The following is a 23,447-nucleotide window of genomic DNA, read 5'->3' as shown; positions in this document are numbered from 1 at the left end:
CGATGCGTTCGTACACCGAATAGTTTATTCGACGTCGAGCGGCATTTTGTGCGAAGGCGGCGGAAAAGCTTTATCCAAATTAATAAAATCTTCTTCGTCAAGCATCAGTGCGTCCGCTCCCGCATTGAGCAGCGTGTGTTCTTTTTTCGAACTGCACGGGATCGCGATCGTGCTGCCGTCGCGGATGCACCATGCAAGCAGCACCTGCGTCACATCACAGCCGTGTTTTTCCGCAACGGCGGCGACCGTTTCGTTTTCAAATAAGCCGCGACGCAAACTGCCGGCTTGAGCCAGCGGGCAATACGCCATAAGCGCGACGCCGTGCCGCCGCATCCACGGCAATAAATCGAATTCGATACCGCGCGAACCCAAGTGATAGAGCACTTGATTGACGGCGCAATTTTTCCCCGACGGAAGCGCAAAGAGTTCTTCCATATCGGATGTGTCGAAATTCGAAACGCCCCACGCGCGGATTTTTCCCTTCGCTTTCAGATCTTCCAAACATGCGACCGTTTCTGCAAGCGGCACGCTTCCCCGCCAATGATAGAGATACAGGTCGAGGTAATCCGTGCCGAGCCGCTTGAGCGTCGCATCGCACGAGCGTTCCATATTTTTTTTGCCGGCATTCGACGGCAGCACTTTCGATACGATAAAAAGCTTTTTCCGATCTGCGCCCGCGATCGCATCTCCGACGAGTTTTTCGCTTAAACCGCTGCCGTACATCTCCGCCGTGTCGATGAGCGTCATACCCGCCCCAATGCCCGCGCGTATGGCATCGATTTCCTGCGCGCGTTTCTCCGCCGCTTCTCCTATATGCCACGTACCCTGCCCGAGCGCCGGCACAACTTCGCCGTTCGACAACTTCACCGTATGTTTCATCGCTTACCTCGCTTATTGATTGTATAGCGATTACCGAAACTTTGTCTATGCGATGCAGCATTGCCCTGACATCGCATTCGGTGATATACTCAAACCATGAAAATCGCTTCGGTGTCCATAGTCGGATTGGGTGCGGTAGGAGCAGTCGTCGCGTCCCGTCTCACGTCTTTTTTAGGTAAAGCAAAGGTACAGTGCATAGTCGACACCGAGCGCAAAGCGCGCTACGAGCGCGACGGCATCTTCATCAACGGAGTGAAGCAGGATTTCAATTACCTCACGCCCGAAGATGCCGTGCCTGCGGATTTAATAATAATCGCAACGAAAAATCTCCAGCTCGGCGAAGCGCTCGAGGGCATCCGCTCTTCCGTCGGAACTCACACGGCGATCATGACACTCTGTAACGGCATTCAAAGCGAACGCGACGCCGCGACGGTTTACGGCGAAGAGCGCATACTCTGGAGTTTTATCATCGGCATCAGTTCGATTCACGAAAAAAATCAAATCCGCTGTCCCGTCGAAGGCCGTATCGTATTCGGTGAAAAGGACAATAAAAAAACGGATCGGGTAAAAGCTGTCGAAGAATTATTTGCAAGAGCGGAAATCGAAAGCGAAGTACCGGAAAACATTCACCTCGAGCAGTGGAAAAAATTTCTGCTCAACGTCGTGTTCAATACGCTGAGCGCATTGTGCCGCGCTCCGTACGGCACTTTTTCAGCCCCCGTTATGCGCGATCTTGCGCGGAGCGTCGGAAAAGAAGTCATCGCCGTCGCTCAGGCGGAGGGCGTCCCGCTCACGCAGACGATATTCGAAGATACGCTTTCGCTTATCATCGGTTTGGATGCGCACGGTAAAACTTCCATGCTGCAGGATTTTGAAGCCGGCAGAAAAAGCGAAAACGCATGGTTTTGCGGCACGGTGAACAAGCTCGGAAAAGCGCACGACATTCCGACGCCCGTGTGTACGCTGCTCGAAGCTCTCGTCGAAAGCACGGAAATCGCGCGCGGCATCTGAGCGCTTCGAAACACCGGCATACTTTTCGAAATATCGATCTTCGAAAATGCCTCATTAGTGCGCGAGCTTCGCAACGAGCGCGTATGCGCGAAGTTGTGAGCGGCGTACACGTATATCCGCGAGTTTTCAAATGAAAACGGTTTGCCCTGCAAACTTGCAGTTAAACGGGACGCGCTGTTTCAGCGTCCCGTTTAGACATTCCGTTGCAATATGCGCGGCATACCGCCGGATAATTCGAGATGATCCCGAAAACGCCCAGCGCATACATTTTTTCAAGCTCGGCCATCGAGTTGACCGTCCACACGTTGATGCCGATGCCGTGTCGCTTCAATTCCGCCGCCGCTTCATCGTCCACATTTTTATAACTCGGATGGTAGAATTCAAAACCGTATTTTTTGCAGTAAAAACCCGCATTTACCAAACCCGCTTCTTCGACGAGCGCACCGACCGGGATCGAAGGTGCGATTTTTTTTGCCGTAATGAGCGAACAGTGGTTGAACGACGAAAACAGCACTTTTTTTTCGAGCTTATATTTATTAATAATATCGATCGTCTTTTGCTCGATGTCTTCATAATACACGAGTCCCGTCTTCAATTCGATATTCGTCGTTATGTTTACCGTCGCCGCCCATTCGCAGTATTCTTCGAACGACGGTATCGCTTCTTTCGGATATTTTCCGTTCCACGTTTTCGCCGCGTCGAGTTTTCGAAGTTCCGCAAATGAATGATCGCGGACGGCGCCCGAGCCGTCGGTCGTCCGGTCGACTTTTTCATCGTGTATGACGACGACCGTCCCGTCTTTTGTAAGTTGTACGTCGAGTTCGATACCGTCCGAACCCGCTTCAACGGCTTTGCGGAATGCAAGCATCGTATTTTCAGGATAAACTCCGCTGTATCCTCTGTGTGCAACAACGTTCATAAAATCCTCCCGTAATTCATCCTTTTTATTTTTTCACCGTTTCATCATCCGGCCGCACCGTAAATCAAATTCGGTACGACGAGCGCTATCTGCGGAATATACGTTATGAGAATGAGCGACACGAGCAGCGCAACGATAAACGGATATACTTCTTTGATAAACGCTTCGAGTTTACAGCCGGTAATACCGCAGCACGTAAACATCATCGAGCCGAACGGCGGCGTAAGCCCTCCGATCATGATATTGACGATGCAGATCAAACCGAAATGGATGACATCGACGCCGAGCTGCGTGATGACCGGAACGAGTAGCGGCGCGAGGATGATGATGAGTGCCCCTCCTTCGAGGAACATACCGCCGACGAGCAGCACGACGTTGAAAATAATCAGCATAACGTATTTGTTTTGCGTAATGCCGAGCAGCCACGTCGTCATCGTCTGCGGGATACGCTGCCAATTCAAATAATAACCGAACACCGATGCCGCAACGATGATAAAGACGACCGTGCTCGTTCCGTATACCGTTTCGAGAATGATCGGAACGATGTGTTCTTTTTTCAATTCTTTGTACACGAATTTTCCGACGATGATGCAGTACAAAACCGCGATCGCTCCGGCTTCCGACGGCGTAAACAAACCGATGCGGAGTCCGAGCACGATGCCGAACGGAAAAAGCAGCGCCCAAAGCGAATCGATCGCCTGTTTGCCGATTTCAACGGGAGACGCTGCGCGGGTTCTCGTCGTCCCGTAGTTTCGCTTCTTTGAAATGATATGCACGGTTATCATCAGCGACAGTGTCATCAAAAGCCCCGGCAGATATCCCGCGGCAAACATACGACCGACCGAACAGCTTGCGATGAGCGCGTAGACGATCAAATTGATGCCCGGAGGAATGACCGGCGTAACGGCCGAAGACGCCGCCGTGATCGCTGCGGAAAACGCTTTACCGAATCCGCGCTTTTCCATTTCGGGGACGAGCATTTTGCTTTCCATTGCGGCATCCGCATTCGCCGAACCTGAAACGCCGCCCATAAGCATACTGAGCAGAACGTTCGACTGCGCGAGCCCGCCCGGCAAATGACCGGTGAGCACGTCCGCAAACTGCATGAGTTTTTTGCTGATGCCGCTGTAATTCATGATGGAACCGGCCATAACGAAAAACGGAATCGCAAGCAGCGGAAAGGACTGCGTCGCACTCACGAAACGCTGCAAAAGCAGAGCGGCCGACGTGCCGGTATCGATAAAGCCGAAATAAAACATCGTCGCGCCGAACAATGCGAACGCGATCGGCATGCTCGAAAAATACAGAACGAGAACGAGAATAACGGGAAGGTATCCGATCATCGCGTACCTCCCGATTTTGTTATTTTAACAAAATCCCGAACAAAAAATTTGACCGAATATATCGTCATGAGCATAAACGCGATAAGGATCGACGCGCTGATACATACCGACGAAATGCCGAGAACGGGCGTCGGTTTTACGCGCGATACTTTTACGTAGCGCATCGCCATATACGCGATATAGCCGTTTACGAGGACGAGCAGCAGATCCATGACGAGGGCGATACAAACGCGCGCTTTTCCTTTTGCAAGGTTGACGATCATATCGACGCTTACGTGTACTTTCCGTTTGTACGCCGCCGCCGCGCCGAGAAAAACGCTCCACACAAAACAGCCCGTCGCAACTTCTTCCGACCAATAGATAGCCGTCTTCAAAAAATAGCGCGTAAACACGTTGACGATGACAAGCACCGTCGTCGCGATGAGAAACGTGCCGGCACAGATCTCTTCAAAATAATTAAAAAATTTTTTTACTTTTTCCATCCTGATATCCGCAAAAAGCGAAACGCAGGAGGGAACTTCACTCCACGCCCGCGTTTCGGAAGATGAGCATACCGGCACGCGCTTATACGGCCGGTACACGATTATTGTATGCGATTATTTTTTCGGCATTTTTGCGAGTTCCGCGCGGAATTTATCGACGATGCCGGGCGTCGTACCTTTCATGTTGGCGTAGACGGGAGCGACCGCTTTTGCGAACGCATCGTGATCGACTTCGTTGAACGTAATGCCCTGCGATTCGAGCTTCGCTTTTGCCGTGTTGTAGTTTTTCGAAACTTCGGAAATCATCTGAGCCGCGCCCTTCGTAAACTCTTCCTGGATGATATCCCGATATTCTTTCGGGATCGAATTGAATAAATCGGCGTTGATGTATACGCCGCAAGTCCCGAGAAAGTGATTCGTGAGCGCCATCTTTTTTGCGACTTCGGAGCTGCCGTTCGCACCGTAGGCGTCCATCGTTCCTTCAAGACCGTCGACGACACCCTGCTGTACGGCGGAGATCGTTTCGGAAAACGGCAGCGGCGTTGCGCTTGCGCCCATGGCGTTGAGCGTATTGATAAAGAGCTGGCTGCCCGGTACGCGGATCTTCATGCCTTTCAAATCCGCCGGAGTTTTAATAACTTTATTCGTCATCAAACTTCTGAAGCCGAAAATATAATCGAGGGCGAGCACTTTGATCCTGTGCTTGTCTTCGACTTCTTTGATCATACGTTTTACCAAATCGGTGCGGATAAGGTATTCATACTGATCGAAATTGCTGTAGAGCATGGGGCCGACGAGCGCGTTGAAATCGGGAACGTAATCGCCGAGATAAGACGGGTCTTCCACCGAAATGAATTTCGCACCCTGCACGACCTGTTCGACGCCGTCTTTGTATGTGGCAAGCTGTCCCTGCGGATACTGCTGAATTTCGATCGCGCCGTTCGTGCGCTTTGCAACGTTGTCGCAAACGATCGTAAGCGATTTTGTCAGCTGTTCGTTCGGTGCGAATACGTGGCTCATCCTCAAAACGAGTTTGTAATTTTTACCGGCCGCTTTTTTCTGCGCTCCCAGTCCCGTTGCGGAAAGCAGCATCGCACATACGGCAAAAAAGATCAACGGTTTTTTCATAAGGCCTCCTGCGTTGATAATTCAACAAAATTAAACAATGATTGACGGATATTCATCCGTAATTTCCCCTAATCATAAGACCAAAATGCACACTTGTCAAATTTTTCTTGCGTTTTTTTAAAACCCGTGCTAAATTTTGTTTAATAAATGAAAGCGAAACCGACATTACAGGATATCGCCGACTCCGTTCACGTTTCTGCGGCAACGGTTTCAATGATACTCGCAGGAAAAAATCTCTCTCGCTTTTCCGACGACACGATCGAAGCCGTCTACGCCGCCGCTCGAAAATTCAACTATAAACCGAAACACGGTACCGACAAAACGGGTATCATCGTCATTGTCTGTCCGTCCATAATCAATCCGTACTACGCGACGCTGCTGCAGGGCATGGAACTCGCCGCCGAAAAGAACGGCTATATGACCATCATCTACAACACGTATTGGAACATCGAACGCGAAAAGAAAATCCTCAACTTTGCGCAAAACCCCGCCGTGCGCGGATTGATTTTTTCAATGGTACCGCAGCAGCCCGGACTCGTTGAAAAAATGGCCGACAGTCTGCCGGTCGTCGCGGTCGGAGACAAACAGGATGCGATGCGGATCGATATGGCGGAAATAAACAATTTCGACGCAGGTTATCAAATGGGAACGCATTTGATTTCGCTCGGACACAAGCGCGTCTGCTATGTTTCAACGACGCTCAACAAATATCATTCTTCGCGCGTATTGCGCTACAGGGGATTGTGTGAAAGTTTTAAAAAACTCGGTACCGTATCGCTTATCACAAGCGACGTCGATCCGATGTCGGAGCTTTCGACCGTTGAAATCGAACACCGCACGGGGCGTACGCTCGCGAAAAAATGCATACGGATGTATCCCGACGTTACCGCGATCGTCGCCATCAACGACATGGTCGCCTACGGCGTCATCGACGAAATCATCGAAGAGGGATTCCGCATTCCCGATGACTACAGCGTATGCGGTTTCGACAACATCTACCCGTCCAAGTTCAGCGGAGTGTCGCTTACGACGATCGACCACTTTATCAATCAGCGCGGACAGAGCGCGTTTTCGCTTTTGCAGGCAAAACTTGAAAACGGCGATGCAGAGCACGTCGCCTTAACCCGTCTCGAATTTAAAAACAAACTCATCGACAGAAAGACTACGGGAAAACCTCGGACGAAAGCGCATTGAAGACGCGCCGGAAAAAAAACGACGATATTGCTGTGTTATTTCAGGAACGAACCGATTTCGCTCAAGTCGCGGAAAATCGCATCGGGTTTCGTGTCGAATTTTTGTACGTCACGCATACTTGCTTCTCCGGTGAGCACGAGCAATCCGTGAGCGCCGTTATTGACGCCGACTGCAATGTCGGTGTAGAGGCGATCGCCGACGAAGGCGATTTCGCTGCGATTTTTCCAGCCTGCGCGGAGCATCGCCATGTCGACGGTTTCGGGATTCGGTTTTCCGAGCGATTTTACTTCGCCGACCCCCGCCGACAACGAAATCATCGCACAGAACGCGCCGACGTCTGTGATATAGCCGTTTTCAACGGGGCAGTTGATGTCGGGGTGCGTCGCAAGATAGACGGCGCCGGCGCGCACGTAATCGCTCGCTTTTACGATCTTTTCATACGTGAGCGTCGTGTCGAAACCGATGACGACGATATCCGGATCGTCTTCGACGAGGCCGATCCCTCCTTCGCGAAAACTTTTGATAAGCGCTTCCGTTCCGACGAGGTAGACTCTTTTTCCCGGATACGCGGCGTTCAGATATTCGATCGTTACGTCTCCGCTCGTCATGATCTGCTTCCGCGAAATAAAACAGTTCATGCCCGCGAGCTTTTCAATGTATACGTCAGGGCTTTTCGACGAATTGTTTGTAAAAAATAAATAATCGCGTCCGGTTTTTTCGAGCGTCTTTAAAAAATCGAGACTGCCCGGCAAAATCGTATTGCCGAGATAAAAAGTGCCGTCCATGTCGAGCACAAAATGCTTGCACGAATTGACAAGCGCGGTGCGGTCTATACCTTTATTAAACGCTTCGATGTCTTTCGGATCGTTGTGATTCAGCATCGCAAAACCTCATCGTCGCAATCCTAGCCGACCGGAGAGGATATGTCAACGCGCCGGAAGTGTGTTATCGGAAGTGTGTGTCGCACGCACTCAAACACGCACATGCGGTCAGGCACGAAAGGCGAGTGATCCGGAGGGGCGTAAAAAGACGCAGCCGGACATACAGAGTGCCGGAAACGGCGCTCTCTGCCGCATCGGTTTGCATAACTGCGGCACGGCGATCGCTATTGTGTTATTTTACAAGCAGGGAAACGGCGGCCGTTCGAAGGACAGAGGCGTCAGTGGCGGACGCGGTATATCCGTTTGTCCGCCGATTTTTTTATTTCGCTTCCCGCTGCCTGTCCCCCTGCAGCAACAGTCAAAATCATATCGGCGATCGATTCGCGCGTTCCGACAGGAAGTGTTTCAAGCGCATCGATGATGCGTTCGTATCTGCGGTACAGTTTCGTTTTTTCTTTCGGCAGCGAATTTTCCACCGACAGGACATCGCGTTCATTTTTTATTTTTATCGTATCGCGCATAAGCGATTCCATAGATACATTGAGCGCCGAAGCGATTTTATATGCCGTCCCGACCGACGGCTGCCCCTCTCCTTTATTTTTTCCGTTCGTGATCGTCGAATACGGGACATCCGCAAGCGTCGCAAGCGTTTTTAAATTAATTTCCCGATAAGCGATGATCCGATACACGTTTTTCCAAAACAGGTGCATGATACAGGTGTATCACAAAAGTCTCCGCCGTATAGATTTGTTTACTCTACTGCGTTATAATAACTTCATAAAGTTTTAAAACCGCAGGAACGGTATATGAATAGGATCGACGGATCGGCGAAGCGCACCGTCTTTGTCCGCGCACATATTGCTCCTCTGTTTCCCGAAGCGCTGCCGCCTGCAAGAGGCGCGCCTCTTCAAGGGCAGGCGATCCGTTTTCCCGTGAGCGACCTCTGCGCTTGCGAATCGGATGCGCTCTACGAACCGTACAATCAGCTCGGCGGCAATAAAAAAAGCTTTCATCTTTCGGAATATTTTTTTTCTTCGAATGTAAAAAAATTATTTTTCGACACAAATCTTTTTTACGATGCTTCAATCGAACACATCTGGTACACGGGTATGCGGGCAAGCCCCTTGTTCGAAGCGCCGAACGATGACGCATCCGTTAAAGCGCCGGGTACTGCGGATAAAACGCGGTCTTCCGATGCGGCGGATTTTTTCGTCCCTTACCGCGACTTCGATACCCGCGCGCGCTGCCTGTATCATCCGGATTTCCTGATCGAAACAAAGCAGAGGCAGTTTTACATTGTCGAAATTGCCGACGAGCGGACGGTAAACCGGCGCATCGTGCGGGCGAAACGGGAATACGTCGAATCGGCAAACGAGAACGCAGACGGAACGCGCATCGAATACGTATGCATTCCGTCACATTATGCCGATATGCGATTTGAAAAATTTATCGCCTCACGCGGCCGGTATGCGGACTTTTCATAAAAAATATTCCCTTAACAAGATCGACCGATTTATGTTATAATATAGTAAGCGAGGGAGCAGTTATGACGTTTTTACAACGAACCGGATGATCTCCCTGCAACTGCAATTCCGAAACCGGCGGATGCCTTTATTGCACATCCATACTTTCCGCCGCCGGAACTTAAGATAGAGATAGAGATATGTATAGAACAAGGAAATGTGCATTTTCAAAGTTACCTCTGAAAACTGCAGTTTTTAGAGGTAACCTAATGCGTAAAATCAATACGGTACTTATCGCCATCGCTTCGGCAGCGGCATTGTTGACTATAACCGCATGCAAAGAGCTTTTTGCGGACATAGAAGAAGATTTTTCGTATTGGGCTGCGGAACCCGCCATTACCGGTTTCAGATCCGCATCTTCGGTATCCGTGAGCGCGGCGGGCGTTCAGTGCGTGCCCTCTGCAAGTCCTGCGGTGCTTACCTTTACCGTGCGCAATCCCAAAAACTTTTCGTTTATAATGCCGGATACGCCCGGTTCTCCTTCGGATATCGTAACTTTCGGAAGCGGTATACACGACGACAGTTCGGGAACGAATCCGCCCGCATTTACCGCCGATTATACGCTTGTGCAAAGCAATCGCGATACTTTGACCCTTACATATACAACGGCTTTTTTGGAACGGTACGAGTACGGCAGCGGCAACATAGGAGCTGCGATCAAGCTTTACAGTACCGACGGCAGAAAGTTCAATCAAATTTATAAGTTTGATTTGTACGCGAACACCGCCCCCGTTTTGGAGTACGCGGGGATCGGAAAAACCACGGTCGGTACTGACGACTACTATGTGCTGTTATTCCGCGCAAAAGATATGGGCACAACGATAGGCGGTCAGAGTGTACATAAAGACATCAACACTATGAACGTTACGGCAGGCGGCGTTCTGTCTGAGATTCCGCTTAGCTTTAATACAGGCAAGACGGATTTTACAACAGGCGGAGACCTTTTGGCGGCAACGGCAGTAAGTCAGCTCGACGCTGCTCATCCTCTTCCTACTGACAACTACTGGCTTCTCCGCTTAAAAACCGATGTAAAAATAGGCGGCCCTGAAAAAGTGTACGATGTCAGCATAAAAGACACGCAAGGCTTAAGTTCCGAAGTGATACGGGCAAGCACCCAAAAAAATAAGCTGTCCGATGTGGAATTATTTGACGGCTTAATCGGAATAACAGGAACAACGTATATTAATCCGAAAGTATTTGAAGGGATGAGCGGCAAAACCTTGACGGCAAAGGCCGCACCCGCCGGTGCCGCCATAACGGGCAAAGTCGAAAAGCAAAACAGCTACGGTTCTTGGACGGAGACGGATACCGTAAGCGGCACAACAACCGCTGCGATAAACTTGCCGGCACTCGGCACAGGCGAAACCCCAGTACTCTACAAAATTACCTTGAAAGCGCAGTTAAGCGGCTATGATGACAGCAATTCAAAAGACTTTTTTGTTAGACTGGTACGGCAGGAAGTTCCTGTTCTTAAACTAGTACAAAATTTTAATGGTACTCCTTACGAGAAAAACATTTCCACAGCCGCTGACGGCTATGTTACCGAAGACATCATTCCCGATGCGGGAAACTATAATAACTCCACAAATGCACTGGTTATTTACAACTCAAACAACAAGGCCGAGTTTGAAATCGCTCCGCGTGCAGGCAGCGGTGCAGCTGTAAAGTATAAGCTGGACGGAGGCACTGTAGTGCAGCCCACAGCAACACCGGCAAGAATACAATTAACCGGCACAGGACCATACGAACTTGAAGTATGGGCTGAAAACGGCGGATGGCCAGGCCCCCACGCTACCGTGCATATTAAGGTTGTAAATGCCGTGAGCAACTATACACAGCTTAAAAACGTTGTAAAAAACGCTCCGGCCGGAAATGAAATTCAGATTAATATTGGCGGCAACCTTACAGCTCCTTCCGGTGATACCGAAATAGCTGTATCGGACGGCAAAAATCTTAAACTGATACCCAGCTCAGGCGGTACGAATACAATAAATGCAAACGAAAATGGACGCATCTTCAAAATAAGCGGAAGCGGCACGGTGCTTAATCTGGAAGACATAAAACTTGAAGGAGGAAATGCAAGTACAGGCGGGGCGGTTTATGTCGAAGCCGGAGGAATACTTAAACTGACAGGCAAAACCGTCATTACCCCGTCAACGGGAGCCGATATAAACACGAAGGGCAAAAACGATGTGTATCTTGCAAACGGCGCCAAAATCAAGCTGGACGACGCTTTGCAGAGTCCTGAGCCTATTGTTGCCCGCATTACGCCTAGCTATATAGACGGAAGTACGGTACTTACGGGCGGCATGGTCACCACGGAATACACCAAGTTCAGCGTAACACAGCGGGACGATGGCTTCTTATGGACAATAAAGAATGACGGAACACTGAAGGCAATACCCACAACTATAAACGGCGGTTCCGGTGCATGGAAAAAGCTCAAAGATGCCGTGCAAAACCTCCCCGAAGGCAGTACCATTACCATAGACGGCGAAATAAATGCGACAGCCGGCTCAGGCTCCAATGCCAACAACGGCGTAATAGACATCAACAAGAACCTGACGATACAGGGTAAAACCGGAGCGGCCTCGGACATTCTTAACGCAAACCGTGATAATCTCAGCTCGAATGCCCACCCCATCTTCCGCGTATCGGGCGGCAAAACGCTTACCCTTAAAAACCTGACGCTCAAAGGCGGCAAAGGTATATCCGGAACATTCGGCGGTGCCATTAATGTTACCGTCGGCGGCACTACAGCGGAACTTACGGACTGTGTTATCGAAGACTGCACCGCTGACAAAGGCGGAGCTATCGGATGCGGCACGGGCACCACCGTAAAGCTTACGCGCACGACCATTAAGAACTGCAAAGCGACGAACAGCAGCGTAGGCAACGGCGGCGGCATTTTTGCATCCGGCGCAACCGTCGAAATGACAGGCTGCACCCTTACCAATAATGAGGCATCTGTTTACGGCGGAGGAATTTATGTAACAGACGGTTCTCTGACGCTTACAAACACAACAATCGGCGGCGAGCAATTCTACGACGGTACCGACTCCGGTAAAACAAAGGGCAACAAAGCAAAAAGCGGCGGCGGTGTGTACATCGAAGGCAACGGAACTTCGGTTACAATGAACGGCGGTTCCATCCAATATAATAAAACGATTGACGGCTACGGCGGCGGTGGTGTGTGCATCAAAGGCAGCGGAATTTCGTTTACAATGAACGGCGGTAAAATAACGCAGTGTAAAGCGGATGTTACTTTGTCCAGCAGTAATAAGGGACGCGGCGGCGGCATTTGCGTAGATTACGCACCTTCACCTATCAACATAACCATAAAAGGAAGTGCCGAAATTTCCCATAACGAATCGACCTGTCAAGGGACGGCTTCAGGCGGCGGTATATATGGAGGAATCAACAGCATCATTACCGTATCGGAAAATGCAACAATCAAAAACAACAAGGCAAAAGGATTTGGCGGGGGCGTATATTTTAAAGGTACATTTAAATTTACCGGAGGAACAATAACGGAAAATACAGCTTCATCAGGTGCCGGTATTTTTTCGGAAAACTCAAGTACAACACTTGAAATGTCGGGAAACGCGCGCGTTGCAAACGATAATGACATCTATTTACCCAACAGCAGAGTTATCACTATTACCGGCCCGCTGTCGCAGAATCCCGCCGCACGCATTACACCTGAAACCTATGGTACTACAACGCAGGTGCTTGATAAACTCGGCACGGGCGTAACCCTTGCAAACGAGACATATAAGTTTGCCGTAACGCCGCAAAGTCCCGCACAGGAGTGGACGGTCGGCGGAAACGGCTATCTCAAACAGGGCAGATATACGGAAGTACCGTATGGTCAGTTGGGAACCTACCTTGCCAATAATGCTTCGTCAACCGAAGTAAATTATATCGAAGTAACCGGTATATCCGCAGCGGCCTTTGTGGGTTCATACGGTTCCCCCCCGAATCCCGGAGAACTCGGAGAACGGCTAAAAAAAGACCCCTCTAAAAAAGTTGCGCTTAAACTGCCCTCAGGTCTTTCAGGCGTTACCAATATGGACTCTTGTTTTGCTCACTGTAAAAACCTTGTTTCTTTGGAAAACCTTCCTTCCGGCGTTACGAATATGCGAGCTTGTTTTTACGACTGTAAAAATTTAACTACAGTTCCCGCTATTCCTGCAAGCGTTACGAGGATGAATGACTGTTTTCGTTTCTGTAGCAGTTTAACTAGAGCTATCAATATTCCTGCAGGGGTTTATGATATGACAAGTTGTTTCCAAAACTGTAAAAAATTACAAAGCGTAAAAATGAATTGCCCTTATATCGGCGGCAATTTTAACGGCGCTTTTAGCGGCTGCGACGCCTTGCCGAACGGGGGAATACAGGTGCCTTCGGCCCAGCTTGGAACCTATATGGCTAATGCGACCGCTATGGGAACAACGCCGGCTAAGTTTTCTGCAATACCTTAATTAAACGGATGGTTCACCACCATAGGAGTGGACGAGCTATCCCCATAGGGCAGAGGTGTGTGGTATAATGCAGGGGTATGATATGAGTACGGCAAACAGAAAATACAAGGATTCGGTATTTGTCGACCTTTTTGCAGAAGATGAAAAGGCGAAGGAAAACTTTTTGTCGTTGTATAATGCCCTGCACGGAACGAACCTGCAGCTTTCTTGTCCCGTAGAAAATATAAGGCTTGATAACGTCATGTACATGAACATAATCAATGATGTTTCCTGCCTTGTAGACAATAAAATCATCGTATTGGCTGAACACCGATCTACAATAAATGAAAATATGCTGTGTCAAGGAATGTCCTTCCCTGTACATTCCTTGACCTCGAGTTTGGGGCAAGCCCCAAACATCGCGATTATACGCAAAGGCCGGCATCCCTGCCGCTTATGAAGCACATAGCAAGGCTGTATGAAAAACTGCAAGCACCGACAGATAGATATTTAAGAAAGCTGTCAAGAATACCTACTCCTGAATTCTATGTCTTTTACAACGGCAAGGAAGATTATCCTGAAACTGCGGTCCTGAAACTTTCCGATGCCTTTATGACAAAACCCGAACAGTTACCGCTGGAACTTGAAGTAAAAGTGCTTAATATCAATACGGACAAGGCAAATAAAATCCTAACAGCCTGTAAACCGCTTGAAGAATACAGCTTGTTTGTAGAGGAAGTGAGAAAGCAAACACAACTCGACAGCGAAAACGGCTTTACCAATGCGGTAAAGATATGCATAGAAAAAGGAATTTTAAAAGAATACTTACAGCGAAAATCGCGGGAGGTAATCAATATGTTAGTAGCGGAATATGACTATGATACGGATATTGCGGTACAGAGAGAAGAAAGTCTAAGGATTGGTATACAACAAGGTTTTTCCGACGGGGTGTACCAAACGAAACTTGAAACGGCAAAGATATTAAAACAACTCGGTGATTCCGTAAAAAAAATAATGCAAGCAACCGGCCTTACCGAAGAAGAAGTGGAAAGCCTTTAGTCATCGTAAAGCTGAAACCAGCGCCGTCCGTGGCGCAGGGTAAGTGCGGGAGTGTGCTGCAGCATAATGCAGGGGTGTGATATGAGTATGGCGCAAAATGCGGAGTGTGTGGTATAATAAAATGTGAAACGGCGGATATATCTAGATACATCAGTCGTACAAATAGAAAATGACGTTGATGAGCTGTCAAAAGATTTTATCGATGCGGGCATTTTGAAAGAAAAAAGTTTTGACGATTGTCGGCATATAGCAACGGCGATAATGGCGCAATGTGATATAATCGTATCATGGAACTTTAAACACATTGTCAATGATAAAACAATTGACGGTATAAAGCGGATAACGAATATAAGAAATCTGCCTGAAATCAAAATATACTGCCCGTCAATGCTTATAGGAGGTTCCGATGAATAAGCCGACCGTAAGCGGTAATTTTACCGTAGAAGACATTCACAATATCAGAGAATGGAATTATGCGATGATGAAGTTCGGCAAAGAATTCACCGATACGAATATCGTATCGGATATAATACAGTCATTCCCAAAAGCGAAATATGTTCCACTGCGTGATTTTATGATAGAGCCATACCGCTTTTTCGGAAAAAAATAATGCAAGTAACCGGCCTTACCGAAGAAGAAGTGGAAAGCGTTTAGTCATCGTAAAGCTGAAACCACCGCTGTCCGTGCCGCAGGGTAAGTGCGGGAGTGTGTTGCAGCATAATGCAGGGGTGTGCGGAACGGTACGGCGCATAATTATTCGTAAACTTATGGAGGTACGATAAAAAACGCCGTCTGAAATATCGCCGTCGCTTTTTATCTCGAGTTTGCGCGAATGTTTGCAGAAGACGTGTATACGTGGCATTTCGATAAAAATTGCATGAATACGATACGCTTTGTTTTGCAAACTCGACTATTGAACGTGTGCGCGTGCGCGCACGGCTAAAAACTTTTTCGGAAATTGATATTTCCTGCAAAAGTTTTTATGGAGGCAATATGAAAAAACGATTCGGAATGATTATCGCTGCGGCAGCCGCGGCGATCGCTCTCTTTGCAAGCAGTTGTGCAAGTACGCCTGCTCCCCGACGCAGCGACGGCAAAGCGCATGAGCTCGTCATCCTTCACGTGAATGACACGCACGGCGCCGTTTTGGCGACAAAGGACGGTGTCGGCGGGCTCGTATCCATGGCGACGTTTATCAAGCAGGTACGCGCACAAAACAAAAACGTGCTCGTGCTCCATGCGGGAGACGTAAACACGGGGTCTGCGCTGTCGAATATGTTCAACGCGGAACCGGACATCATGAGTTTCAATAAAATGGGATTCGATGCGGTAGTGCTCGGAAACCACGAATTCGACGGAACGCTCGCAAAGCTCGAACGGCAGATAAAAATTGCCGAATTCCCGTGGCTGTCCGCGAACATCAAGCGCGGAAACCGCTACCTCGTCAAACCGTACATCATTAAAGAGTACGACGGCTTCCGCGTCGCGGTCATCGGATTGACGACGCTGCGCACGCTCGTCATCGCAAGCCCCGACAAGAGCCTCACCTTTATCGATGAAATCGAAGCGGCAAAGCAGATGGTAAAACGCGTACGTGAAAAAGAAAAAGCCGATATCGTCATCATCGACGGGCACTTAGGCGATGTCCAGGAAACGGAAACGCAGAATACGTCGGTAAAGCTCGCCGAACGGGTTTCGGGCATCGATTTGATTGTCGACGGTCACTCGCATTCGTATTTTGAAAAGCCGAAAATCGTCAACGGCGTGCCGATCGTTACCGCAAACGAATACGGTAGATACGTCGGTGACGGCGTTATGAAAATCGTCAACGGCAAAGTGACGGATTTTACGTGGAAAGCCGTTCCGATCACGCTCAAAGCCTTCCCGCCCGATCCCGAAGTCGAAGCGCTTTTGAAACCCTATGTCGATAAAGCGAACGCGTCGCTGAAAGAAGTCGTTATGAAGACGACGGCCGCTTTCGAATTCGGAAAACGCCTCACGCGCTACCAAGAAATGGCACTCGGCGACCTCGTGACGGATGCGATGGTCGACTATCTGAAAACGACCGGCGTAACCGTCGACGGTGCGATCACGAACGGCGGCGGCATCCGCGCTCCGCTTCCTGCGGGCAACGTTACGCGGGAAAACATCCTCACGGTTTTGCCCTTTGAAAACTATGTGTACGTGCTCACGCTGAAAGGCGAAGACGTCGTTAAGCTCTTCGATTTTATCGGAAGCATCAAACAGGGAGCCGGTGCCTTTACGCAGGTTTCAAAAGATATCCGCTACACGATCATCTATGACGCGGACGGCAACGGAAAGATCGGCGATGTGACAATCGGCGGAAAACCGATCGACAAAAACCGAACCTATCGCTTTGCGACGAACGATTATATGGCAAAGGGCGGCGACGGCTACACGGTGCTCAAGTCTTCGATCGACACCTACAACACGTCGATGCTCATCAGTACGGTCGTCATGGAATATGCGCAGAGGCAGCAAGGTTCGGTTACGCCCGCGACCGACGGACGCATTACGCTTGTAGGCGGAAAACTGCCCGAGTGACATACCGCGGAAAACGTTTGCGCGTTTTTTTCAAAACATTCTCGATTTCTTGCAAAACTGCGTTCGGTGCTGTAAAATTAAAAACTCGTTACGGCATCGGCGCCGTTTTTCGACATCGAAGCCGTATACTTTTATTACTACATTAGGAGGTTATGATGAAACGCATAACAAAATCGATTTCGGAAATTTTTATCGGCGCGATCTTTTTCGCATTGTGTACGACCGCTTTAGGGGCGGCGGAAAAACCGAAGCAGGCAACTGCGGCGAAAAATGAAGCGGACGAAGTATTGCTCGCGGAACAGGGGATGCAGGCGTTCAACTGGATGCAGCAATCGGGCGAATACCGCGCGCTCGTATATCAAGCGTTCAATGCGGCAAAAGCGGCGTTCGATGCGGCCGCTCCGGCAAACGGCATGAAAAAAGCGGTCGTCGTCGATCTCGACGAAACGATGATCGATAATTCCGCCGAAGGCGCGAGCCGTCTGCTCGAACACAAGGGATTCGATCCCGCGTCTTGGACGACGTGGTGCAAAGCCGAACAGGCGCGCGCCATTCCCGGAGCCGTGGAATTTGCAAATTACGTCAATTCGCACGGCGGCAAAATGTTTTACGTTTCGAACCGCACGGCCGGTGCGGAATATCAGCCGACGGTCAATAATTTAAAAGCGCTCGGCTTTACCGGAGTCGATGAGACATCGATGCTCTTAAAAGACAAAGAGTCGAAAAAAACGGGACGCTTTGAACAGGTGGAAAAAGCCGGCTACGAAATCGTCGTCTTTATCGGCGACAATCTGGACGATTTCGCCTTTACGGGAGAAACATATCATAAGCTCAACGATGCGCGCCGTGCGGCCGTCGACAAATACAAATCCGATTTCGGCGTAAAATACATCGTTTTGCCGAATCCCCTCTACGGAAATTGGGAGGGAGGATTGAACGCCGATTATTATAAAAGCGATGCGGCCGGTAAGCTCAAAATCCGCCGCGACAATTTAAGACTCTGGGAAAAATAATCCTGCGGTATTTCGATGCAGGGGTGCGCGCGTACCGCAACAAGCTGACATAATACGAACGGGTTCGCGCGCGCACGCAATCATTTCAAGTCGCGTGCATAATCGCAACGCAATCGCTTTATGAAGTCGTGAGGAGAAAAACGGCCAAGCCGTTTTTCTTTTATAGGAGACGCTCATAAATCCTGCGCGGGGAACTTCGCACTTCGTGCTCGTTGCAAGTTGCGCGGGGAACTTCGCGCTCCGCGCTCGTTGCAAGTCGCGCATTGCTCGGATTTATGAGCTCTTACAGTTTTTCGATCTCCGCTTCCGAAAGACCGGTCATAAGGTGGATCTCAGAGAGCGGGTACTTGCGTTCAGCCATCAGCTTTGCCGTTTCCCGCTTTGCTTGATATGATCCCGCGGCGACACCGTCGCGTCGACCTTGTAAGAGTCCGTCTCTCCTGCCTTTGCGTACCCCCGCAGCAACGCCCCGCTCAAAGCCGATCTTTTCACCCAGCTGTAAACCTTCGCGACGTAAGTCATCTTCCCGTATATTCAACGACATATACCAGCTCCTGAACTTTTCGTTCCGTTTCGCTTTTTCGACAAGCTCATCGATGTGCTGTGTAAAACCGCTCGTCGCCCGCCTCTCGCAAAGATACTGCAACAAGGCGCTCAATTCAGGTTCATCTTCTTTACCGTAGGCACCCACATTATAAAACACCTTAGCGCTTTTGTCATCAAGAAAAAGAGTACCGTCTTCACTGCATACGTTGCGGAATGTATAAACGGGTAAGCCCGCTCCGAAGGGATCCTGCGTACAGATAAAGATGACGTAGCTTTCTTTTAATTCGGCATAACTCTGTCCGCGTAAGAGGTTATCGACATCCATAAGGCTTTGGTAATAGCGCGTGCGTTTGGGAAGAGAAGGCGGGATCGACGTTTGTATTTCTATATCGAAGATGCGCTTAGGCTCTGAGACATAGACGTCGAGGCGTATACCTTTGCTTTCATAAAAAGGCGCTATCGTTTTTTGCAGGGAGGGGTATTCGATTTTACCGACTTTGATATGCAGGAGCCGTTCGATGACGCCTTTACAAATCATTTTATTCTTCATAACAGTGCCGAACATAAAGTCATCGGTAAAGGAGAGTTCTTCGACAGGTTTATGGGTATATTCCATAGCTGCACCTTCGGTTATTGAGATAGCGCGGCAAGGAAGCCGCTGAACTATATATCGCCTGCAAAGTGATAAATTACGCGGTTTTTTGCAAAAATAAACGAAAACATCGTTTCCTGCGCGGGGAACTTCGCACTTCGTGCTCGTTGCAAGTTGTGCGGGGAACTTCGCGCTCCGCGCTCGTTGCAAGTGGCGCGGGGACTTCGCTCGATGTACGGCACGGTATCGCTTCGCGTCCTCATTGAAATGGAAAAATCGATACCGCCTCATTACCCATTACCCATTACCCATTACCCATTACCCATTACCCATTACCAATTACAAATTGATAAAGCACATTACCCATTAAAAATTGATTTCCGTGATCTCCACATTGACACGCGCCGCCGTTTTTATATATAGTGAATAAAGCGGTGTTCAACCTATCTTGCAACTCTGCATACCGAATTTATCGATCGCAATTCATTTTTAAGGAGTGTTCGTATGAAATCTTGCCTTATAACAAAGATAACGGGAAGAGAAATTATCGACTCGCGCGGAAATCCGACGGTCGAAGCGGAAGTGACGCTTGCCGACGGAACGGTCGGAACGGGAGCCGTACCGAGCGGCGCATCGACGGGTACTTATGAAGCCCTCGAACTGCGCGACGGAGACGCAAAGCGCTTCGGCGGAAAAGGCGTTTTAAAAGCCGCGGAAAACGTAAACCGCGCGATCAACGAAACGCTCGTCGGAAAAGACGCGTCCGATATCTACGCGATCGACCGCGCAATGATCGCTGCCGACGGCACGAAAGACAAATCGAAATTCGGTGCGAACGCGATCCTTGCGGTTTCCATCGCAAGCGCGCGCGCAGCGGCCTCTTCTCTCGGCATCCCGCTCTACCGCTTTTTCGGCGGCGTCAATGCGACGAATCTGCCCGTCCCGATGATGAACATCTTAAACGGCGGCGCACACGCTACGAACAGCGTCGATACGCAGGAATTCATGATCATGCCGGCAGGCGCTCCGTCTTTTAAAGAAGGACTCCGCTGGTGCACCGAAGTGTTCCACGCGCTCCAGTCCATTTTAAAATCGAAAAAACTCGCGACGGCCGTCGGCGACGAAGGCGGATTTGCGCCCGATCTCGCAAGCGACGACGAAACGATCGAAACGATCCTCGAAGCGATCAAAAAAGCCGGCTACGCTCCGGGAAAAGATTTCCTGCTCGCCATGGACGCGGCTTCTTCCGAATGGAAGGGCGGCAAAAAAGGCGAATACAAACAGCCCAAGAGCGGCAAAACGTTCACGTCGAGCGAACTCGTCGCGCACTGGAAATCGCTCGTCGAAAAATATCCGATCATTTCCATTGAAGACGGCCTCGACGAAGAAGATTGGGAAGGCTGGCAGCATTTGACAAAAGAACTCGGCAAAAACGTGCAGCTCGTCGGCGATGACCTGTTTGTCACGAACACCGAACGCCTCATCAAAGGCATTCAAAACGGATGCGGCAACTCCATCCTCATCAAGCTGAACCAAATCGGCTCCATCTCCGAAACGATGGACGCGGTAAAGATGGCGCACAAAGCGGGCTTTACGGCAATCATATCGCATCGCTCCGGCGAAACCGAAGACACGACGATCGCAGACCTCGCAGTCGCGCTCAACGCAGGCCAAATCAAAACCGGCGCACCGAGCCGCAGCGAACGCGTCGCAAAATACAACCGCCTCCTCCGCATCGAAGAAGATCTCGGAGCCGGCGCGGTATACCCCGGATTCGGCGCATTCAATGTAAAACGCAACGCATAGTTTTCGAAAAGAAAGTACGGACGACACGGAACGGAAGAACCCGCCTTCCGTACTTCGGTAACCCTCATCCGCGCTCACGCGCGGACGCTTCGCGGTACTCCACGCGGGCGTAGGCTGCTCGCCCCGTAATCGAAAGGCGCACGGATCGGCTTATAACAAAGCCGCCCGTGCGCCTTTTTATTAATAATTAATAATTTTTTAGCGGCTGCCGAAATCATTCGAGTGTCGGAAAACGCTTATTTTACCGCACGGACGGTGAGCCAGTGCTTTCCCTCGCTTCGATACGTTTCAATGCGCGTAAATCCCGCCTCTCGAAGATAGCGTTCCAATTCTTCTTTGCCGTAAATTTTCATACCGTCTATGATAGTCGTCCACTTTTCATCGGCTTTGTTTTTGCCGTCCGCTTCATTGACGACCATGAAAACGCCGCCGGTTCGCAGCACACGAAACACTTCGGAAAAACTTCGATCGGGACCCGGCCAAAAGTAAACCGTCTCGAACGCACTCACCAAATCGAACGAAGCGTCGACAAAGGGCAAAGCGGAAACGTCGCCCTGTACGATGCGACACCTGCCGTTTTGTACGGCATCGGCATTCACTTCCTGCGATTTTTTAACCGACACTTCCGAATAGTCGAGTCCCGTAACTTCCGCCTGCGGGTATCGTTTTAACAATTCCGCAACGTTTCGTCCGCCGCCGCAACCGCAGTCCAAAATCGATTTCGGTCGAGTGTCGCCGAAAAAGCTCATCCCCCAATCGGCAAGCGGCGCGTGTCCGCGGTTCATGCCCTCCACCATAAGCTTACCCCAAAAGCCTTCGGGCTTTTTCGTATTGCCGAACAGTTTATTTAAAATGCCCATTTGCATCCTCCGTTATAAAATACGGTTCCGCATGTACGTCGGTCATTCTCGCCGAAAACATACCTCTATTTGGCTGCGATTTTCAAAACTCGCCGTTCACCCTATTATTTTTTGCCGACGAGCAACGTCGAGCCCGTAAGCTGCAACGACTTCGCTTCTTTCGGCGACATAAACATGCCCTGCGTCGTATCTATCAGTTCGGCTTTTTCATAGCCTTTCGCTTTTAAGTCCGCGACAAAGGCATCCATATCGCCGTAGCGGGAACGGGACATGAGATCGTGAATCGCGAAGACACCGCCTTTTTTCAGCACGCGAAGCGTTTCCAAAAGCAGCGCCTGTTTGTTTACGCCGGTGATATTGTGATACACGTAATTGCTCGTAACCGCATCGAAGCTTTCGTCCGGAAAATCGAGTTTTACCGCGTTGCCCTTTTCAAAGCGCACATTCGAAACGCCTTCAGCCTGCGCGTTGTTTTCGCACAGCGCTTTGCTGAACGAGCGGTACTCCGCACCCCACGGATCGACGCCGAACATCGCACCTTGCGGATTCCGCTTTGCGCACGCGATCGTAAGCGCGCCGCTGCCGCAGCCGACATCGAGTCCCGTACCGCCTGAGGGCAGCGTCACATACTTCGCGACCCCTTCGATAATACCGCGTGCCATCTGCCGCTTGCCGTTGTAATCGAATGCGCGGTACCAGCGCAAAAACAATACCGCAGCGGCACCGAAGCCGATAAAAAAGAGCGCAAACAGTACCGAAAGTACGGCCCTGAGCGTTCCCGGAACGCCGACGCCGGCAATTCCGAAAACAGCGAGCAAAATAAACGAAACGCATGTGCAGGCGGTAAAAAGGACGAGCACTTCTTTCGGTACCCAGTTTTTATAATCGGGTTTCATAGATCCCTCCATCGGCGGCGATATTTCAGACGACACTTTTTATGATGCTTTCGCAAAAACTATATGCTTTTTCGAAGATAATTGCAAGGAGTTAGGATAAGCTAATTTTATGCTTCGACCGACTGCTGCTTTTTCAAAAGCAGTTCGATAAGGATATCGTGTGCGCTTCCGCGACTGCGGCCGGTTTCCTGCGCAAATCGTGAGCGGGTCGAGCAATCGCATACCGGGCTTTTTCCCTCGAATCTGCAAAGCGCGTCATAGCACACCGCACGTAAATTCGCTATACT

The 23,447-nt window shown here is 49.9% G+C and carries 19 protein-coding genes and 1 pseudogene; 10 read left to right on the top strand and 10 right to left on the bottom strand.

The window, feature by feature from the left end; genetic code table 11:
* Window positions 1–24: 24 nt before the first annotated feature.
* A complete protein-coding gene (locus JSQ97_RS07950; protein ID WP_205075564.1) occupies window positions 25–879 on the bottom strand; it encodes an aldo/keto reductase in 855 nt (284 codons plus the stop codon).
* Window positions 880–975: 96 nt separating this feature from the next.
* Between JSQ97_RS07950 and JSQ97_RS07945 the strand changes: the two genes are divergently transcribed.
* Window positions 976–1,890 carry a ketopantoate reductase family protein gene (locus JSQ97_RS07945; protein ID WP_205075563.1) on the top strand — a complete coding sequence of 305 codons (915 nt, stop codon included), beginning with the start codon at window positions 976–978 and terminating at the stop codon, window positions 1,888–1,890.
* Between the two features lie 160 nt (window positions 1,891–2,050).
* Here the strand turns inward: JSQ97_RS07945 and JSQ97_RS07940 are convergent, their stop codons facing one another.
* The 4 genes from JSQ97_RS07940 to JSQ97_RS07925 all read right to left on the bottom strand — a co-directional run bounded on the left by JSQ97_RS07940 (window position 2,051) and on the right by JSQ97_RS07925 (window position 5,762).
* Complete coding sequence (locus tag JSQ97_RS07940) at window positions 2,051–2,809, bottom strand: glycerophosphodiester phosphodiesterase (RefSeq protein ID WP_205075562.1); 759 nt, start codon at window positions 2,807–2,809, stop codon at window positions 2,051–2,053.
* 44 nt (window positions 2,810–2,853) lie between these two features.
* Window positions 2,854–4,152 carry a TRAP transporter large permease gene (locus tag JSQ97_RS07935; RefSeq protein ID WP_205075561.1) on the bottom strand — a complete coding sequence of 433 codons (1,299 nt, stop codon included), beginning with the start codon at window positions 4,150–4,152 and terminating at the stop codon, window positions 2,854–2,856.
* The gene (locus JSQ97_RS07930) at window positions 4,149–4,634 is read right to left on the bottom strand and encodes a TRAP transporter small permease (protein ID WP_205075560.1); all 486 of its coding nucleotides are present in this window, start codon (window positions 4,632–4,634) and stop codon (window positions 4,149–4,151) included. Before JSQ97_RS07930 ends, JSQ97_RS07935 begins: the two co-directional genes overlap by 4 nt.
* A gap of 114 nt (window positions 4,635–4,748) precedes the next feature.
* Window positions 4,749–5,762 carry a C4-dicarboxylate TRAP transporter substrate-binding protein gene (locus tag JSQ97_RS07925; RefSeq protein WP_205075559.1) on the bottom strand — a complete coding sequence of 338 codons (1,014 nt, stop codon included), beginning with the start codon at window positions 5,760–5,762 and terminating at the stop codon, window positions 4,749–4,751.
* A 147-nt stretch (window positions 5,763–5,909) separates the two neighbouring features.
* Here JSQ97_RS07925 and JSQ97_RS07920 point away from each other — a divergent pair, with 147 nt between their 5' ends.
* Window positions 5,910–6,956, top strand: coding sequence for a LacI family DNA-binding transcriptional regulator (locus JSQ97_RS07920; protein ID WP_205075558.1), 1,047 nt, complete (start codon window positions 5,910–5,912; stop codon window positions 6,954–6,956).
* A 35-nt stretch (window positions 6,957–6,991) separates the two neighbouring features.
* Here JSQ97_RS07920 and JSQ97_RS07915 read toward each other — a convergent pair whose 3' ends face one another.
* Both JSQ97_RS07915 and JSQ97_RS07910 read right to left on the bottom strand, forming a co-directional pair.
* Window positions 6,992–7,837 (bottom strand): HAD-IIA family hydrolase, encoded by an 846-nt coding sequence (locus tag JSQ97_RS07915; RefSeq protein ID WP_205075557.1) that lies wholly within the window; start codon window positions 7,835–7,837, stop codon window positions 6,992–6,994.
* 278 nt (window positions 7,838–8,115) lie between these two features.
* Window positions 8,116–8,547 carry a helix-turn-helix domain-containing protein gene (locus JSQ97_RS07910; RefSeq protein ID WP_205075556.1) on the bottom strand — a complete coding sequence of 144 codons (432 nt, stop codon included), beginning with the start codon at window positions 8,545–8,547 and terminating at the stop codon, window positions 8,116–8,118.
* Between the two features lie 96 nt (window positions 8,548–8,643).
* Here JSQ97_RS07910 and JSQ97_RS07905 point away from each other — a divergent pair, with 96 nt between their 5' ends.
* The 7 genes and pseudogenes from JSQ97_RS07905 to JSQ97_RS07875 all read left to right on the top strand — a co-directional run bounded on the left by JSQ97_RS07905 (window position 8,644) and on the right by JSQ97_RS07875 (window position 18,460).
* On the top strand, window positions 8,644–9,321 hold the full coding sequence (locus tag JSQ97_RS07905) for a hypothetical protein (RefSeq protein ID WP_205075555.1): 678 nt from the start codon (window positions 8,644–8,646) through the stop codon (window positions 9,319–9,321).
* Between the two features lie 653 nt (window positions 9,322–9,974).
* Entirely contained in the window at window positions 9,975–13,844 is a 3,870-nt protein-coding gene (locus JSQ97_RS07900) for a leucine-rich repeat protein (RefSeq protein WP_205075554.1), read from the top strand.
* Between the two features lie 82 nt (window positions 13,845–13,926).
* Window positions 13,927–14,882 (top strand): annotated as a pseudogene (locus tag JSQ97_RS07895) (nuclease/transposase family protein).
* A 123-nt stretch (window positions 14,883–15,005) separates the two neighbouring features.
* On the top strand, window positions 15,006–15,296 hold the full coding sequence (locus JSQ97_RS07890; RefSeq protein ID WP_370590044.1) for a PIN domain-containing protein: 291 nt from the start codon (window positions 15,006–15,008) through the stop codon (window positions 15,294–15,296).
* Window positions 15,289–15,492, top strand: coding sequence for a hypothetical protein (locus tag JSQ97_RS07885; RefSeq protein ID WP_205075553.1), 204 nt, complete (start codon window positions 15,289–15,291; stop codon window positions 15,490–15,492). Before JSQ97_RS07890 ends, JSQ97_RS07885 begins: the two co-directional genes overlap by 8 nt.
* Window positions 15,493–15,875: 383 nt before the next feature.
* A complete protein-coding gene (locus JSQ97_RS07880) occupies window positions 15,876–17,447 on the top strand; it encodes a bifunctional metallophosphatase/5'-nucleotidase (RefSeq protein WP_205075552.1) in 1,572 nt (523 codons plus the stop codon).
* Window positions 17,448–17,602: 155 nt separating this feature from the next.
* Complete coding sequence (locus tag JSQ97_RS07875) at window positions 17,603–18,460, top strand: 5'-nucleotidase, lipoprotein e(P4) family (RefSeq protein ID WP_205075551.1); 858 nt, start codon at window positions 17,603–17,605, stop codon at window positions 18,458–18,460.
* A 283-nt stretch (window positions 18,461–18,743) separates the two neighbouring features.
* On the opposite strand, the gene JSQ97_RS07870 is transcribed toward JSQ97_RS07875, so the two are convergent.
* Entirely contained in the window at window positions 18,744–19,622 is an 879-nt protein-coding gene (locus tag JSQ97_RS07870) for an Rpn family recombination-promoting nuclease/putative transposase (RefSeq protein ID WP_205075550.1), read from the bottom strand.
* 480 nt (window positions 19,623–20,102) lie between these two features.
* Here JSQ97_RS07870 and eno point away from each other — a divergent pair, with 480 nt between their 5' ends.
* A complete protein-coding gene (eno, locus tag JSQ97_RS07865) occupies window positions 20,103–21,404 on the top strand; it encodes a phosphopyruvate hydratase (RefSeq protein ID WP_021329707.1) in 1,302 nt (433 codons plus the stop codon).
* A gap of 236 nt (window positions 21,405–21,640) precedes the next feature.
* On the opposite strand, the gene JSQ97_RS07860 is transcribed toward eno, so the two are convergent.
* Together JSQ97_RS07860 and JSQ97_RS07855 are read right to left on the bottom strand one after the other, a co-directional pair.
* Window positions 21,641–22,264 (bottom strand): class I SAM-dependent methyltransferase, encoded by a 624-nt coding sequence (locus JSQ97_RS07860; protein ID WP_205075549.1) that lies wholly within the window; start codon window positions 22,262–22,264, stop codon window positions 21,641–21,643.
* Window positions 22,265–22,368: 104 nt separating this feature from the next.
* Window positions 22,369–23,160 carry a class I SAM-dependent methyltransferase gene (locus tag JSQ97_RS07855; protein WP_205075548.1) on the bottom strand — a complete coding sequence of 264 codons (792 nt, stop codon included), beginning with the start codon at window positions 23,158–23,160 and terminating at the stop codon, window positions 22,369–22,371.
* Between the last annotated feature and the right edge of the window lie 287 nt (window positions 23,161–23,447).

This window comes from Treponema sp. Marseille-Q4523 (assembly GCF_016901105.1).
Classification (GTDB): domain Bacteria; phylum Spirochaetota; class Spirochaetia; order Treponematales; family Treponemataceae; genus Treponema_D.
The sequence above is the reverse complement of the archived record's forward strand: the minus strand, read 5'-3'. Positions and strand labels throughout refer to the sequence as shown.

Bases quoted from the DNA above. Each gene is read 5' to 3' on its own strand.
- JSQ97_RS07950 (WP_205075564.1), bottom strand. From the start codon at position 879: ATGAAACATACGGTGAAGTTGTCGAACGGCGAAGTTGTGCCGGCGCTC.
- JSQ97_RS07945 (WP_205075563.1), top strand. From the start codon at position 976: ATGAAAATCGCTTCGGTGTCCATAGTCGGATTGGGTGCGGTAGGAGCA.
- JSQ97_RS07940 (WP_205075562.1), bottom strand. From the start codon at position 2,809: ATGAACGTTGTTGCACACAGAGGATACAGCGGAGTTTATCCTGAAAAT.
- JSQ97_RS07935 (WP_205075561.1), bottom strand. From the start codon at position 4,152: ATGATCGGATACCTTCCCGTTATTCTCGTTCTCGTTCTGTATTTTTCG.
- JSQ97_RS07930 (WP_205075560.1), bottom strand. From the start codon at position 4,634: ATGGAAAAAGTAAAAAAATTTTTTAATTATTTTGAAGAGATCTGTGCC.
- JSQ97_RS07925 (WP_205075559.1), bottom strand. From the start codon at position 5,762: ATGAAAAAACCGTTGATCTTTTTTGCCGTATGTGCGATGCTGCTTTCC.
- JSQ97_RS07920 (WP_205075558.1), top strand. From the start codon at position 5,910: ATGAAAGCGAAACCGACATTACAGGATATCGCCGACTCCGTTCACGTT.
- JSQ97_RS07915 (WP_205075557.1), bottom strand. From the start codon at position 7,837: ATGCTGAATCACAACGATCCGAAAGACATCGAAGCGTTTAATAAAGGT.
- JSQ97_RS07910 (WP_205075556.1), bottom strand. From the start codon at position 8,547: ATGCACCTGTTTTGGAAAAACGTGTATCGGATCATCGCTTATCGGGAA.
- JSQ97_RS07905 (WP_205075555.1), top strand. From the start codon at position 8,644: ATGAATAGGATCGACGGATCGGCGAAGCGCACCGTCTTTGTCCGCGCA.
- JSQ97_RS07885 (WP_205075553.1), top strand. From the start codon at position 15,289: ATGAATAAGCCGACCGTAAGCGGTAATTTTACCGTAGAAGACATTCAC.
- JSQ97_RS07880 (WP_205075552.1), top strand. From the start codon at position 15,876: ATGAAAAAACGATTCGGAATGATTATCGCTGCGGCAGCCGCGGCGATC.
- JSQ97_RS07875 (WP_205075551.1), top strand. From the start codon at position 17,603: ATGAAACGCATAACAAAATCGATTTCGGAAATTTTTATCGGCGCGATC.
- JSQ97_RS07870 (WP_205075550.1), bottom strand. From the start codon at position 19,622: ATGGAATATACCCATAAACCTGTCGAAGAACTCTCCTTTACCGATGAC.
- eno (WP_021329707.1), top strand. From the start codon at position 20,103: ATGAAATCTTGCCTTATAACAAAGATAACGGGAAGAGAAATTATCGAC.
- JSQ97_RS07860 (WP_205075549.1), bottom strand. From the start codon at position 22,264: ATGGGCATTTTAAATAAACTGTTCGGCAATACGAAAAAGCCCGAAGGC.
- JSQ97_RS07855 (WP_205075548.1), bottom strand. From the start codon at position 23,160: ATGAAACCCGATTATAAAAACTGGGTACCGAAAGAAGTGCTCGTCCTT.